The following is a 15,774-nucleotide window of genomic DNA, read 5'->3' on the forward strand; positions in this document are numbered from 1 at the left end:
CAAGGAAAGAACATGAGCAGCAAAATCTCCCTGTCCCGCTACTTGGTGGAGCAACAACGCGACAAAGGCCATATTCCGGCTGACTTGCGTTTGCTGCTGGAAGTGGTGGCCCGTGCTTGCAAAAGCATCAGCCATGCCGTGAACAAAGGCGCATTGGGTGGTGTGTTGGGCAGTGCTGGCAGCGAAAATGTGCAAGGCGAAGTGCAAAAGAAGCTCGACATCATCGCCAACGAAGTGCTGCTCGAAGCCAACGAATGGGGCGGCCACCTGGCCGCCATGGCCTCTGAGGAGATGGACAGCATCTATTTGGTTCCCAACCGCTATCCACAAGGCGAGTACCTGCTGATGTTCGATCCTCTGGACGGTTCGTCGAACATCGACGTCAACGTCAGCATCGGCACCATCTTCAGCGTGTTGAAAAAAGCCGGCGAAAACCAAGGCGTGACCGAACAAGACTTCCTGCAACCTGGCAAACAGCAAGTGGCCGCAGGCTATTGTGTCTATGGCCCTCAAACCACCTTGGTGCTCACCGTGGGTGACGGTGTGGCCATGTTCACGTTAGATCGCGAACAGGGCTCTTTTGTGCTGACACAAGAAAACGTGCAGGTGCCCGCCGACACCCAAGAATTCGCCATCAACATGAGCAATATGCGCCACTGGGACCAACCGGTGCGCCGCTACATCGACGAATGTTTGCAAGGCAAAGATGGCCCACGCGGCAAAGACTTCAACATGCGCTGGATTGCCAGCATGGTGGCCGATGTGCACCGCATCTTGACGCGTGGCGGTGTGTTCATGTACCCCTGGGACAAGCGCGAACCGCACAAGCCCGGCAAACTTCGCCTGCTGTACGAAGCCAACCCCATGAGTTGGCTGATCGAGCAAGCCGGAGGAGCTGCCACCAACGGCAAGGAACGCATTCTCGACCTGCAACCCAGACAGTTACACGAACGAGTGAGCGTGGTGCTGGGCTCCAAAAACGAAGTTCAGCGGCTGACCCAGTACCACACCCAGCCTTGAATACAGGCAAGTGCATGGCGTTGAGGCATCAGCAGCGCTCAGCCCGCCAATTTGTGGGTTGACTCACTCTTCGTCGTCAGGTGGCATACCGTCCACAAGGGGAACGGCCTGCGCCAAGGGCTCTGCAACCACAGCACGCAAAGTTTCGCGCAGCATTTTCTTTTCTGGCAAGCTCAAGGCCCGGGCCAAACGCTGGCGCATGCGCAGCAAGAGCTGACGATCCACCTCTTGCGGAATACCTCGGCTGACCTGCAGCGCATCGCGCAGGTCCTCACGCAAGTCTTCAGGTTCGTCTGCCCACCAAGCGGTGATGACTTCGTGCATCGACTTGCGCAACTCTTCCACATCTTCCAAAGCCAAGCCCATACCGCTGGGCAACTTGCCTTGCAGCATATCGGCCAGCGCTTGCGAATTGACCACCACGCGGCGGTCACCCTGGGCCAACAAACGGGCCCAACCCGGATCGGTGCGCACCATTTGGGGCATGTTGCGGGCAGATTCGTCGGCCAGCAAATGCACGCTGACACCACTGAGTTGGGCTTCGTCTATGGTGGCCAAGAAACGCTCGTCGTCGCTGGCCACCAACACATGGTCGCACGCATGGTGCTCGGCCAGTTGCTTCATGTCATGGCCCAAGGAGCGAAGCAGTGAGGCACCGCCATCGGCATCGTGGGTTTGCACCAAACGCACGATCTGGTCGTCGATGATCAAGCCGTCAGAGCGGTCGCTGTACCAATAAATTCGACGCAAATCCACATCCAGCCCGGCGTTGGCCAGCGCTTGCGACAACAAGCCGAGCAAACCCTGGCGATTGACCGACTCACCCGTGGCCCCCACGGCACCTTGTTGGGCCATCCAGATCAAAAAACGACCATCGATCAAGGCCATGCAGGTGCCAGAGCGATGGTCAACAAAACGGCGGTCGGACGGGGTGTTATGAGAAAAGTAATCACGCTTCATGCTGTTAACCTAAATCAATAAAAATAGCGCTGCTAAAAAATGCAGCATCGGGTATTCTAAAGCGGTCAGCCTCCGTGTCGGTTATAAATCACCCCTGTGTCCACTCCTTTGTCTTTTGATCCCCGAAATGTTCCGGTCTGGCGCATCGATCACGATATGCCAGCCGTCCCGACGGCCCACTGGCTGCCCGATGCATTGAAAGCGCGCTTTGCCACACCACCCGTTTGGCAACCAGAGGTCGAGCGGGAAACCTCCTTTTCGAATCGAAAACCTGCCCAAGCAGCTGTGTTGGTGCCCATCGTGATGCGTGGGCCAGAAGGTGCACAGTCCACCATCTTGCTCACGCAAAGAGCCAACCACATGAGCACGCACTCTGGTCAAATTGCTTTTCCGGGCGGCAAGGTGGATCCGCAAGATGCCAACCATCAAGCTGCGGCGCTTCGGGAAGCCCAAGAGGAGGTCGGACTGGCCCCCCAGCATGTTCAGATCATTGGCGAAATGCCGGTTTATGTGACGGGCACTGCGTTTTGGGTCACTCCTGTTATCGCACTGGTGACGCCAGAATTCGAACTGAAGCCCAACGCCAACGAAGTACAGGATGTGTTTGAAGTGCCACTGTCTTTTTTGATGAATCCGGCACACCACCGCCGTCACGCCTTTGAATGGCAGGGCGCGAAACGACAATGGTTTTCCATGCCTTACCAAGAAGCACGCTTGGGGCCGAACGGGCAAAGCGATGTGGTGGAACGCTTTATTTGGGGAGCGACAGCCGCTATGCTTCGCAACTTCTACCGTTTTTTAGTGGTCAATCCAGCCGCATGAGGAAGCCATGAGTTTTTTCGCCATTCTGTTGGCCCTGGTGCTGGAGCAAGCCCGCCCACTGAAGGCCGTGAATCTGATTTACACCAGCATGAACCGCTGGGTGGCCTGGGTGGCCCGCACATTTGACGCTGGCGTTCAACACCAAGCTTGGATCACCTGGGGCATCACTGTGATCGGCCCAGCCCTTGTGACCATGCTGGTGCACTGGACGCTCGAATGGGGTGTGGGTTGGCTGTTTGCAGTGATTTGGAACGTGGCCTTGCTCTACGTCACCTTGGGGTTTCGACAGTTCAGTCACCATTTCACGGCCATCCGCGAAGCCCTTGAAAATGGCGATGAAACCCTAGCCCGGGAATTGCTGGCCGAATGGCAACAGGTGCAAGTCGGGTTGATTCCCCACAGCGAGATTGTGCGACACGTCATTGAATACTCGATGATTGCAGCCCATCGCCATGTTTTTGGGGTGTTCTTTTGGTACGCCGTTTTGTCCATCGTGGGCTTGGGGCCCTTTGGCGCTGTGGTTTACCGCCTCACTGAACTGGCGCAACGCCGCTGGCAAGAACCCACAAAGGTCGGTTCGTTGGTGAGTCAATCTCTGCGCTCAGTGGCCTCGCAAGCTTGGCTTGCATTGGACTGGTTGCCTTCGCGCATGACCGCATTGGGTTTTGCCATTGTGGGCAGTTTTGAGGATGCCATGGACGGCTGGCGCAACCATGCACAGAACTTTCCAGAGGACAACGATGGGGTGATCTTGGCCGCCACCGCGGGCGCCATCAACATCCGATTGGGCGGCGCTTCTTTGCAAACGCCAAAGGACGATGACGACAAACCAGACACATCGGGTGGCAGCAGTACACCTGGCCGAATCCCTGAGGTGGCTCACTTTGCACAAGTGGTCGGACTGGTCTGGCGAACGGTGATCATGTGGTTGGTGTTGGTGGCTTTGTTGACCATGGCCAATCTGGTGGGCTGACTTGTGCCTGAACTCACCACCGCTTTTGGCCCAGTTCCTCAAACAACTGCGCATAAATGCGGTGACGCCTGACACTGATGGTGCCCAGGTTTTGCGCGCTTTCCACCTGCGCCAGCACGGCACAACCGGGTTCGTGCAAATGCGTGCAGTTGTAGAACTTGCATCCCCCCAAATGCCGGCGCAAATCGGGCATGCAATCGGCCAGGCGGGTCGGCTCAATGTGGTTCAAGCCAAACTCTTGAAAGCCCGGAGAGTCAATCAGAGCACCACGCACCAGGCCTGTCTGTGCCATTTTGTCTAGCGCGGGGACCCAATACCAACGCGTGCTGGTGGTGGTGTGTTTACCCGAGTTGAGGGCCAATGAAATTTCACCCGTCTCGACCAGCGCATTGGGCACCAAGCGGTTGATCAAGGTGCTTTTACCACTGCCTGAAGGCCCCAGAACCAGCGTGGTGAGGCCTTGCAATTGAGCACACAAATCCGCCACGCCATCTTCAACCACCGGGCTGCGCGGGCTCAAACTGATGGGCACCACGCTGTAACCCATGGCACGGTAGGGGGCCAAACGCGCCCACGCTTGCGCGAAAGGTTGCGCCAAATCGCTTTTGTTGAGCGCGATGATGGGCTGAATACGCTCGGCTTCGGCGGCCACCAAGGCGCGCGAGAGTTGACTTTCTGAATACTCGGGTTCCGCAGCAATCAAGATCAACACGCGGTCCAGGTTGGCGGCAAAGGATTTGGTGCGGATTTCGTCTTGGCGGTAAAAAAGGTTACGACGCTCCTGCAGTTTTTCGATGCTGCCCTCGTCACCTGTAATTTGCCAAAGGACTTGATCGCCCACCACCACCTGGTTTTTTTTACCACGGGGGTGGCAAATCAGCCGCCGTCCTTCGGGAGTCTCCACCAGGCAATGGCGACCATAAGTGGCCACGACCAAGCCAGGCTCTAAATCGACCGCCAGATTGACCGCATGAGGCAACGACTGACGCGCTTTGGGTTTATTCATGCCGTCATGCCGGCAACAATGCATCGGTTTGGGTGGCCGCTTCGAAATCCAAACGACTCAAACCTCGCACATCGTGCGTGTTCCAGCGAAGCACACATTTTTGATAGGTCAACACCAATTCGGGATGGTGGTTGAGCTTTTCAGACAACCAGCCCACACTGTTGACGAACAGCAGTGCGTGCGAATGCTGGGCAAATTCAAAACTTTTTTCAATCGCAATGTTTTCCCCATCGCCAGACAAACGCCAGCCCGTCAACTGGCTGAGCGCCAGGATCACCTCGGTAGGCTTGAGGGCGCGAACTTCAGGCGTATTCATGCGGTTTTCATTTTCTGCAAACGCTCACTGGCCGGAGGGTGTGAATAATAAAACTTCACATACCAAGGGTCTGGCGTGAGGGTCGAAGCATTGTCTTGGTAAAGCTTGAGCAAAGCCGAAGACAAATCAGCGCCAGGTGTTTGCGACACAGCATAAGCATCGGCTTCGAATTCTTGTTGGCGCGAGCGCCAAGACGACACGGGTGCAAAGAACAAGGTCACCAACGGTGTTACCAACATGAACAAGACCAAAGCCAGCGCGTCGTTGCTGCCCGACAAATTGGGCGACACGCCCAAGCCCGTATAAAACCAGATCTGTTGTGCCAACCAACCCAGCAAGGCCAAGCCCGCCAGCGTCATGGCGAAGCTGGTCACCATCATTTTGACGATGTGTTTGTGCTTGAAGTGCCCCAACTCATGGGCCAGCACGGCTTCCATTTCGGCCGGGCTCAGTTGCTTGAGCAAGGTATCGAAAAACACCACGCGTTTGCTGGCCCCGAAACCGGTGAAAAATGCATTCGAATGGGCCGAACGGCGACTGCCGTCCATCACAAAAAACCCCTTGGCTGTGAAACCTGCGCGTTGCATCAAGCCTTGCACACGGGCCTTGAGCGCGTCGTCATCAAGTGGCGTGAATTTGTTGAACAGCGGCATGATCACATTGGGTGCGATGGCCATTAAAAAGAGCTGCCAACCCACCAACACGCCCCAGGCCCACAGCCACCACCACTGCCCCCCCGCTTGCATGAGCCAGAGGACCACCCACAGCAGCGGCAGTCCCAGCGCAAAACCCAGCAACAAACCCTTGACCATGTCCCCCAACCACAAGGATGGCGTGATCTTATTGAACCCAAAGCGCTGCTCTACACCAAAGGTTTGCATGAGCGACAAGGGCAATCCGATGATGCCGCCCACAAGCGTGAAAGCCAACACCAGCAACATTTGCTGCGCCATGCCTGGGCCCATCCAGCCAAGCAGGACTTGGTTCAGCGCATTCAGGCCACCCAACAGTGTCCAGCCCAGCAAAACCGCGGCATCCACAGCGATGTCGATTTGCGACAAACGGGCTTTGGCCAGGGTGTAGTCGGCTGCTTTTTGGTGGTCTGCCAGGCTGATGGTGTCGGCATAGGATGGGGGTACCTCGCTTCGGTGGTGCGCCACATGCCGCACTTGGCGGGCATTGAGCCAAAATTTCAGCGCCACATGCGCCAGCAAGGCGATCACCAGCGTCCATGTCAAAGTTAAGGATGAGTTCATCGGCATATTGTAGGAGCGGGGGGCGGCTCACCTTCAGAGCCGTCCTTCTTGCTGATGGTCTGCATCGGCGACAATTAGCAGATGTCTGAAGTGAACATCACCCCCCAAGAGACGGCAGAGCTGCCCAAGTCCGACCAGAATCTGGTCTGGATCGATTGCGAAATGACGGGGCTCGACCCCGAAAAAGAACGCTTGCTGGAAATTGCCGTGATCGTGACAGGGCCGCACCTCTCGCCGCGCATCGAAGGGCCTGTGCTGGTCATTCACCAAAGTGACGAACTGCTCAACCAAATGGACAACTGGAACAAGGGCACCCACGGCAAAAGTGGGCTGATCGACAAAGTCAAAGCCTCCACGACCAGTGAAGCCGATGCCGAGGCGCAAATTTTGGCTTTCTTGAAAAAGTATGTGACCAAAAACACATCCCCTCTTTGCGGCAACACCATCAGCCAAGATCGTCGATTTTTGGTCAAGTTCATGCCCCATCTGGAAGCATTTTTTCATTACCGTAACTTGGATGTGAGCACCCTGAAAGAGTTGTCGCGCCGTTGGAAGCCCGAGGTGTATGCCAGTTTCAAGAAGCAACAAATGCACACCGCACTGGCCGACGTGCACGAGTCCATCGACGAATTGGCGCATTACCGAGAACATTTCATTCGGATGTGATATTCACAAGGGAAAACCCTAGCGCATTTCCCTTGCGCGTGTCATAATCTGTCGCTTGCTGCATTTCAGGTGCAGCATTTCTTACATCTCCCTTCATGCCTTGACCCAAAGATAGGGTCACTCACAGCGGCCAGGCTCCACGCCAAGCGCCACTCGCGAGCACCGTTTGATGGTTGATGTTTTTTCAACCTTGCGGTGCCTGCGGCCCAATCCAACATCCATTTGTTGGCTGCCGTTGTTCCGTGCGAGTTTTTATACACACATGACTGACACTTTGAACACAGTGCAGGACGACTTGTCGCCTGCCGAAATCACATCCCTCGTTACCGAATCGTCTGCACAGACTTCTTCGACCAACTTGGCCACTGAAATCATGGTCGCTGCGGCGGCGGAAATTACCCCTGAGCCAGCACCTGAAGTCACAACGACTGCGGCCGAAGAAGTCGAAGCCATCGCCGACGTGCCCAACGGCTTCGTTGAATTGGGCTTGGCCCCTGAACTGGTGCAAGCCGTGGCCGATCTGGGTTACACACAACCCACCGCTGTGCAATTGCGCGCCATTCCATTGGCTCTGCCCACCGTCGGTGGCTCCAAAGACGGCAAATCCAATGGCTACACCGACTTGATGGTCTCGAGCCAAACCGGCAGTGGGAAAACCGCCGCTTTCTTGCTGCCCGTGCTCCACACCCTGATTCAGCAAATGGCCGAGCAAGAAGCCGCTGAGCGCGCCGAATTCGACCAAGCCTGTGCCGACGCCACCGCCAAGGGCGAACCCGCCCCCAAGCGCGCCAAACGCAAAGACCCCACCAACCCCCGCAACTTCAAGGCCCCCGCCCCTGGCGCCCTGATCGTGTGCCCCACGCGTGAATTGGCCCAACAGGTGGCGCAAGACGCCATCGAGCTGGTCAAGCACACACGCGGTCTGCGCGTGGCCAACGTGGTCGGCGGCATTCCTTACCAATTGCAAATCGCCAAACTGCAAAACGCCAACCTGGTGGTGGCCACACCTGGCCGTTTGCTCGACCTGCAACGCTCCATGCAAATCAAGCTGGACCAAGTGCAGTTTTTGGTGGTGGACGAAGCCGACCGCATGCTCGACCTGGGCTTTTCGGACGATCTGGCCGACATCAACGACATGACCAGCCAGCGTCGCCAGACCATGATGTTCAGTGCGACGTTTGCACCGCGCATTCAGCAACTGGCCATGCGCGTGATGCACGACGGTGGTTCTTCGGTCCAGAAAATCCAGATTGACAACCCCCAAGAAAAGCATAACAACATCAAGCAGGTGCTGTTCTGGGCCGACAACGCCCAACACAAGCGCCAGATGCTTGACCACTGGTTGCGCGATGCCACGATCGACCAGGCCATCGTTTTCTCGAGCACCCAAATCGAGTGTGACGGCCTGGCCGCTGACCTGCAACAAGACGGCTTCTCGGCTGTGGCTTTGCATGGTGCCTTGAGCCAAGGCATGCGCAACCGCCGCTTGATGGCTTTACGCAATGGTCAAGTCCAGATTTTGGTGGCCACCGATGTGGCTGCTCGTGGGATCGACGTGCCCACCATCACCCATGTATTCAACTTCGGCTTGCCGATGAAGGCCGAAGATTACACCCACCGCATTGGCCGTACAGGCCGCGCGGGTCGCGATGGCTTGGCCGTTACTTTTGCCGAAATGCGTGACCGTCGCAAGATCGGTGACATCGAGTCCTACACTCGCCAACCCTTCAAGGCCGAAGTCATTCCAGGCATGGAGCCCAAAGCCCGCATGCCTGAACCCCGCAAGCCCATCGGTCGTGGTGGTGACCGCTTTGGCGGGGAGCGCAACTACGCCAACGCAGGCGGTGGCTTCCGAGGCGGTCGTCCAGCCGCTGGCGGCCGCGACTTTGGTGGCAACCGCGAACGCGATGGCGGTGGTTTTGACAACCGCGCCCCCCGTGGTAACTTTCGCGAGGAGCAGCCCCGCTTTGACACGCGCAAAGAAGGTGGCCGTTTTGACGCACCCCGTGGTGACAACCGCGGTGGCGATCGCTTTGAACAGCGTGCTGCCCCAGCGCACCCGTGGGACCGCGGCGACAGCCGCCCTGCGCCTCGTGCAGACGCTCGCCAAGGCGGCCGCTGGGAAGAACGTGGCGGTGACAACCGCAATGCCGCGCGTCCTGCACCACGCGGCGCAACAGGTTCTGTAGACAAGTTTGCTCGCGGTCCCAAGCAGTTTGGTGCCAGCAACTTCAAACCTCACGCTGCTGCTGGCGAAGGTCCTGCAAAACGCGGAGGCACGCGCGTGCTGAAAGTCACACGCGGTTAATGGCCCTTCAGGGCTTTGCCCTGGACTCTTTGACCGTTCTCAAGGTCTTGCTTCAACGGCAAGGCCTTTTTTCGTGGCTTGCGCGTTTCAATCGGCAATAAAAAAACCGCCATGGGCGCAAACCCGGGCGGTTTTTTGTTAAGGCCGAAAAGGCTTTACGCTTTGACTGCTGGTGCAGCTTTACGTTGAGGCAACTTTTCTTTGATACGTGCCGACTTGCCGCTGCGGTCACGCAGGTAGTACAGCTTGGCGCGGCGAACATCACCGCGACGCTTGACTTCAATGCTGGCGATCACGGGGCTGTAGGTTTGGAACGTACGTTCCACGCCTTCGCCACTCGAAACCTTGCGCACAGTGAAACCGCTGTTCAGACCACGGTTGCGCTTGGCGATCACAACACCTTCGTAAGCTTGGACACGCTTGCGCGCACCTTCCACCACGTTGACGCTGACGATCACGGTGTCGCCGGGGGAAAATTCAGGAATCACTTTACCCAAACGGGCAATTTCTTCCTGCTCAAGAGTTTGAATCAAATTCATTTTTGAACTCCGTCCGATCATGCCTCGCTACACAAGGGGCGTTCTGTGCTGTAAAGGCCATGCATCAAGCAAGACTGAGCCAGATCGCGGCGGGTAGAGGATCGAAAAGCCTTTGATTATAACTTTTTCACCGGCCGATACAACACTTAGGCATCGGACAAGTCAACATTGCTTGAGAAAGGTCTCATCTTGCAAGCTGAGGTGGCCCGCCACACGGGCTTGTTCGATCAACTCAGGTCGGTGCAAAGCCGTCAAGCGCAAGCTCTGCTCGCGCCGCCAGCGCTCGATGTGTGCATGGTGACCCGACATCAACTCAGGCGGTACAGCGTGGCCGTGCCAAACTTCGGGACGGGTGAAATGGGGGCTGTCCAACAAACCATCCAATGCCGGGTTAAAGCTGTCCATTTGGTGGCTGCCCTCATCATGGAGTACACCCGGCTGCAAACGTGCCACCGCATCCAGCAAAGCCATGGCAGCAATTTCACCACCCGACAGCACAAAGTCACCCAGACTGATTTGCTGGTCGACCCATTGATCGATGAAGCGCTGGTCCACGCCTTCATAACGGCCACATAACAAGACCGCACCCGCGCTGTCCGACCAGTGCGCCACAGCGCCGTGGTTGAGCATTTGTCCAACTGGAGAAAACAACACCAAGGGCGCAGGCTGAACTTCTTGTCGATCTGCGCGAATGGCCATGAGGCACTTGAACAACGGTTCGGCCAGCATGACCATGCCGGGGCCACCTCCGAAAGAACGGTCGTCCACTCGGCGGTAATTGCCATCGGCGTAGTCACGGGGGTTCCACAACCGAACATCGACCAAACCACCCTCGTAAGCACGGCGCGTGATGCCGTTGGTCAACAACGGAGCAAACAGCTCGGGAAACAGCGTGATGATGTCAAAGCGCATGGATGGCCCTCCACGGCCGAGAGAGCGATCAGTAATCGGGCTGCCAGTCAACGGTGATGCGTTGCCCAGGCAGGTCGACGCTGTCGACGAAAGCCGAGACAAAAGGAATCATGCGCTCAAGAGGTTTTCCGCCTTCAGTTTCAGGCGCAGCCTCGATCACAAGCACCGTTTGTGGGCCCGTGGACATGAGGTCACGCACTTGGCCCAAGTCAAGACCCTCACGGTTGACCACGCGCAAGCCCAAGAGATCGACCCAATAGTATTCGCCTTCGGCCGCAGCCGGAAAGCTGGAACGGGGCACGAAAATGCGTGCGCCTCTCAAAGACTCTGCCGCGTTGCGATCGCCAAGTCCTTGAGCGCAGGCCACGACTGTGTCCGAATGGTTTTTGACTTCTTCAATTGCGAGCAGCAAAGGCGCTGTCCAAGTTGACATAGAAACCGCTGCTTGTGCCGAGTCTGTGGCGCGTTTAGGCTTGATCGGCCTGTCAGGCGGCAACAAAAACCATTGCTTGGAAGAAAAAAGCGTCTCGGGCGAGGCGCTGTGGGGCAAGACCTTGAACCAGCCTTTGATGCCCCAAGCATCGGTGATGCGCCCGATTTCGATGGCGTCTTCCGGCAAAGCGGCAGTTTCCAAAGCGGGGCGCATGACCTTTGTGGGCCGATCAAGCAGCGACTTTGCCGGCTTGACGGATCAGGCGATCCACCGTGGGAGAGGCTTGGGCGCCAACGCTTTTCCAGTAGGTCAGGCGGTCTTGTGCAATGCGCAGACCTTCTTCGCCACCTTTGGCGGTGGGGTTGTAGAAACCAATGCGCTCGAGGAAACGGCCATCGCGACGCACGCGCTTGTCAGCAACGACGATGTTGAAAAAAGGACGTGCTTTAGAGCCGCCGCGGTTCAGACGAATAACAACCATGATTTATCCTTGGGTGGTTGGACCTCTCCGGAACAAATGCCGGGAAGCCCGTTTTCTTTCAGCGTTTGAGACACGCAACTGGCCACCCGGCCAGTGACACACTGAAAAGCCCATCATTATACAACGGGAGCCTTGCATTGATTCTGATCCGACCCAGCCGCGACGAAGACCTTGTCGCCATCACCCCCATTTACCGCCACCATGTCCTGACGGGCACTGGGACTTTCGAGATCGATCCACCAACCGAGGCCGAGATGGCGAGACGCCGCGCCGATGTGCTGGCCAAAGGACTGCCTTACTTGGTGGTGGAAGACGAAGGTCGTGTGATGGGCTTTGCCTATTGCAACTGGTTCAAACCCCGTCCAGCTTACCGTTTTTCTGCAGAAGATTCGATTTACATGGCCCCCGATGTGCAGCGCAAAGGCATGGGCCGGGCATTGCTGGCCGAGTTGTGCGCCCAAGCTGAACGCGTTGGCGTGCGCAAATTTTTAGCGGTGATTGGCGACTCTGCCAACGCAGGCTCGATTGGCGTGCATACCGCATTGGGGTTTAGCCATGTGGGTGTTCTCAAGTCCTGCGGCTGGAAGTTTGACCGTTGGCTCGATGTCGTGATGATGGAAAAGCCTTTGGGCGCGGGCGACAGCAGCGCTCCGCAATAATCAGCCTCATGAAAAACAAAACAATTGCAACTTGGTTGGCTTTTTGGACAGGCCCTTTGGGCCTGCACCGCTTTTACCTTTACGGGTTGACCGACATGCTGGGTTGGTTGTTGCCCATCCCCACAGCGCTGGGTGTTTATGGACTGGAGCGTGTTCAAAAGTTGGGGCAAGACGACATGCTCAGCTGGTTGCTGATTCCTTTTCTGGGCTTCACCCTGGCAGGGTGTGCGCTGAATGCGATTGTTTATGGCCTGACGCCCATTGAAAAATGGAATGTCAAATTCAATCCTCAAGGCGAAGAACTCAACCCCGCTGGTCGCACAAATTGGGGCACGGTGATTGGTGTCGCCATCGCACTGCTGCTGGGGACCACTGTGCTGATGTCCAGCTTGGTGTTCAGCTTTCAGCGTTATTTTGAATACCAAATTGAAGCAGCACGGCTGATCAGCCAATGATGGTTAGCGTGAGGGCCAACCTCGAGACAAAGCCCCAAGGGATTTGGCCTGAATAGAAACGGACGAACTGTTCAGGCCACCCTGGTCACATTCTCCGGCAAACGGTCAACGCCTTGCCCCGCCACACGGCTCAGGTCTTCGGGTTTGACGCGCTCGGGCCACACATCGGCCAAGGGGTAGAGCACAAAGGCCCGCTCTCGCCAGCGCGGATGGGGCAATGTCAGGCGCGGGCTGTGCATCTGGGCATCGCCATAGAAAAGCAAATCCAAGTCCAAGGTGCGCGGGGCATGGGCATAAGGCCGCAAACGCCCGGCTTGGTTCTCGATGGCTTGTAAAGCCTCCAACAAATCGGGTGCTGTCATGCGTGTATCGATGCGGGCCACGGCGTTGACGAAATCCGGCCCCTTGGCCTCATGGGGGGCTGTTCGGTACAGCAGCGATCGATGGGTGAGTTCGGTACTGGGCAACAGCGCCAATGCGTCGAAAGCCTTCAGCACGGTGTTCCGGGCATCGCCCAAATTGGCCCCAAGAGCCACACAAGCCCTCACACTTTGGCGTTGCAAATGGGCCATAGACCAGCTCAAAGTCCGTTTCAGGCAACGTTGCCCGAATCACCCACCGAATCACCCACCGAATCGCCACCCTCGCCGGGCTTGCGGCGTCGACGGCGGCGTTTTTTCGGTGCGCCAGCTTCCCCGTTTTCAGTTTCGATCGAGGCTGCTGCATTGGCCTCAAGGGTTACGGGGCCGGGAGCGCCTTCTGGTCGGGGTGCTCGCCGCACACGCGGCTTGACCGCTTGCAGGGCTTGTTGCTCGAGCTTGGCAGACTGCAACAGATCTTCACGTTCAGCGTCACTGGCCATGCTGAATTCTTGCCACCAGTCGGCCAATCGCACATCCACTTCATCGATGTCGGCGCGAAGTCGCAAAAAGTCAAAGCCAGCACGAAAACGGGGCTGCTCGACCAGGCCAAACGGCGTACTGCCCACGCGCTTTTCAAAGCGCGGCTGCATCATCCAGATTTCGCGCATGTCCGCCGCCAATTTGCCCCGCCCGGAAACGTCACCAATGCGGGCATAGAACACCTCATCGATCGCGTCTTGCAGGGCTGGGTGGGGGTGTTCTTTGCGCGTTAGCCGCTTGGCCCATCCTTCGCGCACGTCGGCCCACAACACGCATGCGAGCAAAAAGCTGGGGACCACGGGTTTACCTTCGCCCACGCGGCGGTCGGTGTCTGCCAGTGCCACGTTCACAAAGGCACTGTCAGCACGCTCCACCACCACATCCAGCAGAGGGTAAATGCCGGTGGCCAAGCCCAAGTGTTTCAACTGGGCAATCGACGCCAGAGAGTGCCCCGTCTGCAGCAATTTGAGCATTTCATCGAACAAGCGGCTTTGCGGCACATCGGCCAATAAAGTGGCCGATTGCGTCAGCGGCTTGGCGGTTTTCGCTTCGATCTTGAAACCCAAAGGGCTGAGCTTGGCGGCAAAACGCACGGCGCGGATGATGCGCACAGGGTCTTCGCGGTAGCGCGCGACCGGATCACCGATCATTCGCAACACCCGCTTTTTTGAATCCTGTATGCCTCCGTGGTAATCCACCACGATTTGTGACTCGGGGTCGTAGTACATGGCATTCACCGTGAAGTCGCGGCGCGTGGCGTCTTCGTCTTGCGGGCCCCAGACGTTGTCTCTCAGCACTCGGCCCGATGAGTCCACCGCATGCTGCATGCCCTCGAGCTGGCGTTTGCTGGTGCGCTCGTTGCCTTTGACTTGCTCAGCCGCCGCGTTGTCCAAATGGGCCCGAAACGTGGAGACTTCGATCACCTCGTTGTCGCGCCCACGGCCATAAACCACGTGCACGATCCGAAAGCGACGACCAATGATGAAGGCCCGGCGAAACAGCCCTTTGACCTGCTCGGGCGTGGCATCGGTGGCCACATCAAAGTCTTTGGGGCGCAGTCCCAACAGCAGGTCGCGCACCGCGCCACCCACGATGTAGGCCTCAAAACCGGCTTGCTGTAGTGTGGAAGTCACATGGATGGCACGCTCGTCCACCAAGTTGGGGTCGATGCCGTGCATGGAGGCGGGCACCTCTGTTCGGCGGCCAAAATGCGGTTTGTTGCTTTTGGGGGTTTTACCCATCAGCTTGTCGATGAATTGTTTGATCATTCTTGAAAGAGTTCGAGGATGCGCCAGCCACGCTCTGTGGCGAGTTGACGCAAGCGAGCGTCAGGGTTCGTTGCCACCGGATGGTGGGCTTTTTCCAAAAGTGGCAGATCGTTCATGGAGTCGGAATAAAACGTGATCTCCACATCAGCCCACCCCCAACCCTGCTGGCCCAGCCACTGGTCCACCCGGATCACTTTACCTTCGCGAAATGACGGCGTGCCCCGGATCTCGCCTGTGATCCAGTCTCTGGCATCGCGTTCGAGCTCCACCGCGATCAACTCGCTCACACCGAAGGCCTGGGCAATCGGTCGGGTCACAAATTCGTTGGTGGCGGTCACGATCACGACCGCGTCACCTGCCAGTTGGTGAGATCGTACCAGCGCCAGCGCCTCAGAAGTGATCCGCGGTCGAATCACTTCGTCCATGAAACGGGCGTGGGCGTGGGCAGATTCGGTGGCACCGCGTTCGCGGGTCGCGCGCGTAGCAAAGCGCACATAATCGTAGATGTCCAGCGTGCCGGCCTGGTAATGCGCATAAAACTCGTCGTTGCGCTGGCTGAAGACGACCGGGTCGTTCCAGCCCAACGCGGTCGTGAACACGCCCCAACTGTGGTCAGAGTCCAGCGGCAGCAAAGTATGGTCCAAGTCAAACAGTGCGAGTTTCATTCGTTATCCAGCATGGCACGCACCAAAGGAATCGTCAGGGCGCGTTGCGTTTGCAAAGCGTATTGATCCAAGTGGTCGAGCAACTGCATCAAACTGCCCAAATCACGCGAAAAGCGCTTGAGCACGTAAGACA

The 15,774-nt window shown here is 57.4% G+C and carries 18 protein-coding genes and 1 pseudogene; 7 read left to right on the plus strand and 12 right to left on the minus strand.

Features of this window, described 5'->3' with window-relative positions; genetic code table 11:
• Positions 1-12 precede the first annotated feature (12 nt).
• Positions 13-1,020 (plus strand): class 1 fructose-bisphosphatase, encoded by a 1,008-nt coding sequence (locus Q0O19_RS04225; protein WP_295520348.1) that lies wholly within the window; start codon positions 13-15, stop codon positions 1,018-1,020.
• Between the two features lie 63 nt (positions 1,021-1,083).
• On the opposite strand, the gene Q0O19_RS04230 is transcribed toward Q0O19_RS04225, so the two are convergent.
• Positions 1,084-1,980, minus strand: coding sequence for a hypothetical protein (locus Q0O19_RS04230; protein ID WP_295520350.1), 897 nt, complete (start codon positions 1,978-1,980; stop codon positions 1,084-1,086).
• 156 nt (positions 1,981-2,136) lie between these two features.
• On the opposite strand from Q0O19_RS04230, the gene Q0O19_RS04235 reads away from it, so the two are divergent.
• Together Q0O19_RS04235 and Q0O19_RS04240 are read left to right on the plus strand one after the other, a co-directional pair.
• A complete protein-coding gene (locus tag Q0O19_RS04235) occupies positions 2,137-2,802 on the plus strand; it encodes a CoA pyrophosphatase (protein WP_295520352.1) in 666 nt (221 codons plus the stop codon).
• A 7-nt stretch (positions 2,803-2,809) separates the two neighbouring features.
• Positions 2,810-3,775: a CobD/CbiB family protein gene (locus tag Q0O19_RS04240; RefSeq protein WP_295520354.1), complete on the plus strand. Its 966-nt coding sequence runs from the start codon at positions 2,810-2,812 to the stop codon at positions 3,773-3,775.
• A 13-nt stretch (positions 3,776-3,788) separates the two neighbouring features.
• On the opposite strand, the gene rsgA is transcribed toward Q0O19_RS04240, so the two are convergent.
• From rsgA to Q0O19_RS04255, 3 genes are read right to left on the minus strand one after another with little or no spacing between them, the layout of a single operon-like run.
• A complete protein-coding gene (rsgA, locus tag Q0O19_RS04245) occupies positions 3,789-4,781 on the minus strand; it encodes a ribosome small subunit-dependent GTPase A (protein ID WP_295520356.1) in 993 nt (330 codons plus the stop codon).
• Positions 4,782-4,785: 4 nt separating this feature from the next.
• The gene (locus tag Q0O19_RS04250; RefSeq protein WP_295520358.1) at positions 4,786-5,097 is read right to left on the minus strand and encodes a 4a-hydroxytetrahydrobiopterin dehydratase; all 312 of its coding nucleotides are present in this window, start codon (positions 5,095-5,097) and stop codon (positions 4,786-4,788) included.
• Positions 5,094-6,353: a M48 family metallopeptidase gene (locus tag Q0O19_RS04255; RefSeq protein WP_295520360.1), complete on the minus strand. Its 1,260-nt coding sequence runs from the start codon at positions 6,351-6,353 to the stop codon at positions 5,094-5,096. The genes Q0O19_RS04250 and Q0O19_RS04255 overlap by 4 nt, the downstream gene beginning before the upstream one ends.
• 81 nt (positions 6,354-6,434) lie before the next feature.
• On the opposite strand from Q0O19_RS04255, the gene orn reads away from it, so the two are divergent.
• Together orn and Q0O19_RS04265 are read left to right on the plus strand one after the other, a co-directional pair.
• The gene (gene orn, locus Q0O19_RS04260; protein WP_295520362.1) at positions 6,435-7,019 is read left to right on the plus strand and encodes an oligoribonuclease; all 585 of its coding nucleotides are present in this window, start codon (positions 6,435-6,437) and stop codon (positions 7,017-7,019) included.
• 262 nt (positions 7,020-7,281) lie between these two features.
• The gene (locus Q0O19_RS04265; RefSeq protein ID WP_295520364.1) at positions 7,282-9,327 is read left to right on the plus strand and encodes a DEAD/DEAH box helicase; all 2,046 of its coding nucleotides are present in this window, start codon (positions 7,282-7,284) and stop codon (positions 9,325-9,327) included.
• Positions 9,328-9,482: 155 nt separating this feature from the next.
• Here Q0O19_RS04265 and rplS read toward each other — a convergent pair whose 3' ends face one another.
• The 4 genes from rplS to rpsP form a co-directional block, all read right to left on the minus strand.
• On the minus strand, positions 9,483-9,866 hold the full coding sequence (rplS, locus tag Q0O19_RS04270; RefSeq protein ID WP_295520366.1) for a 50S ribosomal protein L19: 384 nt from the start codon (positions 9,864-9,866) through the stop codon (positions 9,483-9,485).
• Positions 9,867-10,028: 162 nt separating this feature from the next.
• Positions 10,029-10,778 (minus strand): tRNA (guanosine(37)-N1)-methyltransferase TrmD, encoded by a 750-nt coding sequence (trmD, locus tag Q0O19_RS04275; RefSeq protein WP_295520368.1) that lies wholly within the window; start codon positions 10,776-10,778, stop codon positions 10,029-10,031.
• 28 nt (positions 10,779-10,806) lie between these two features.
• Positions 10,807-11,424: a ribosome maturation factor RimM gene (gene rimM / locus Q0O19_RS04280; RefSeq protein WP_295520370.1), complete on the minus strand. Its 618-nt coding sequence runs from the start codon at positions 11,422-11,424 to the stop codon at positions 10,807-10,809.
• A 16-nt stretch (positions 11,425-11,440) separates the two neighbouring features.
• Positions 11,441-11,692, minus strand: a complete 252-nt coding sequence (rpsP, locus tag Q0O19_RS04285; RefSeq protein WP_295520372.1) for a 30S ribosomal protein S16 — start codon at positions 11,690-11,692, stop codon at positions 11,441-11,443.
• 137 nt (positions 11,693-11,829) lie between these two features.
• Here rpsP and Q0O19_RS04290 point away from each other — a divergent pair, with 137 nt between their 5' ends.
• Positions 11,830-12,351 (plus strand): GNAT family N-acetyltransferase, encoded by a 522-nt coding sequence (locus Q0O19_RS04290; RefSeq protein ID WP_295520374.1) that lies wholly within the window; start codon positions 11,830-11,832, stop codon positions 12,349-12,351.
• Between the two features lie 8 nt (positions 12,352-12,359).
• Positions 12,360-12,806 carry a hypothetical protein gene (locus tag Q0O19_RS04295; RefSeq protein ID WP_295520376.1) on the plus strand — a complete coding sequence of 149 codons (447 nt, stop codon included), beginning with the start codon at positions 12,360-12,362 and terminating at the stop codon, positions 12,804-12,806.
• A gap of 71 nt (positions 12,807-12,877) precedes the next feature.
• On the opposite strand, the gene folK is transcribed toward Q0O19_RS04295, so the two are convergent.
• From folK to Q0O19_RS04315, 4 genes and pseudogenes are all read right to left on the minus strand, one after another.
• Complete coding sequence (gene folK / locus Q0O19_RS04300; RefSeq protein WP_295520378.1) at positions 12,878-13,378, minus strand: 2-amino-4-hydroxy-6-hydroxymethyldihydropteridine diphosphokinase; 501 nt, start codon at positions 13,376-13,378, stop codon at positions 12,878-12,880.
• Positions 13,379-13,398: 20 nt separating this feature from the next.
• A complete protein-coding gene (pcnB, locus tag Q0O19_RS04305; protein WP_295520380.1) occupies positions 13,399-14,976 on the minus strand; it encodes a polynucleotide adenylyltransferase PcnB in 1,578 nt (525 codons plus the stop codon).
• Positions 14,973-15,641 carry an HAD family phosphatase gene (locus Q0O19_RS04310; protein WP_295520381.1) on the minus strand — a complete coding sequence of 223 codons (669 nt, stop codon included), beginning with the start codon at positions 15,639-15,641 and terminating at the stop codon, positions 14,973-14,975. Before Q0O19_RS04310 ends, pcnB begins: the two co-directional genes overlap by 4 nt.
• Positions 15,638-15,774: pseudogene (locus tag Q0O19_RS04315) on the minus strand (DnaA regulatory inactivator Hda); the annotation flags it as partial. The pseudogene Q0O19_RS04315 and the gene Q0O19_RS04310, both read right to left, overlap by 4 nt.

Source organism: Limnohabitans sp. Rim8 (genome assembly GCF_945869175.1).
Lineage (GTDB): Bacteria > Pseudomonadota > Gammaproteobacteria > Burkholderiales > Burkholderiaceae_C > Limnohabitans_A.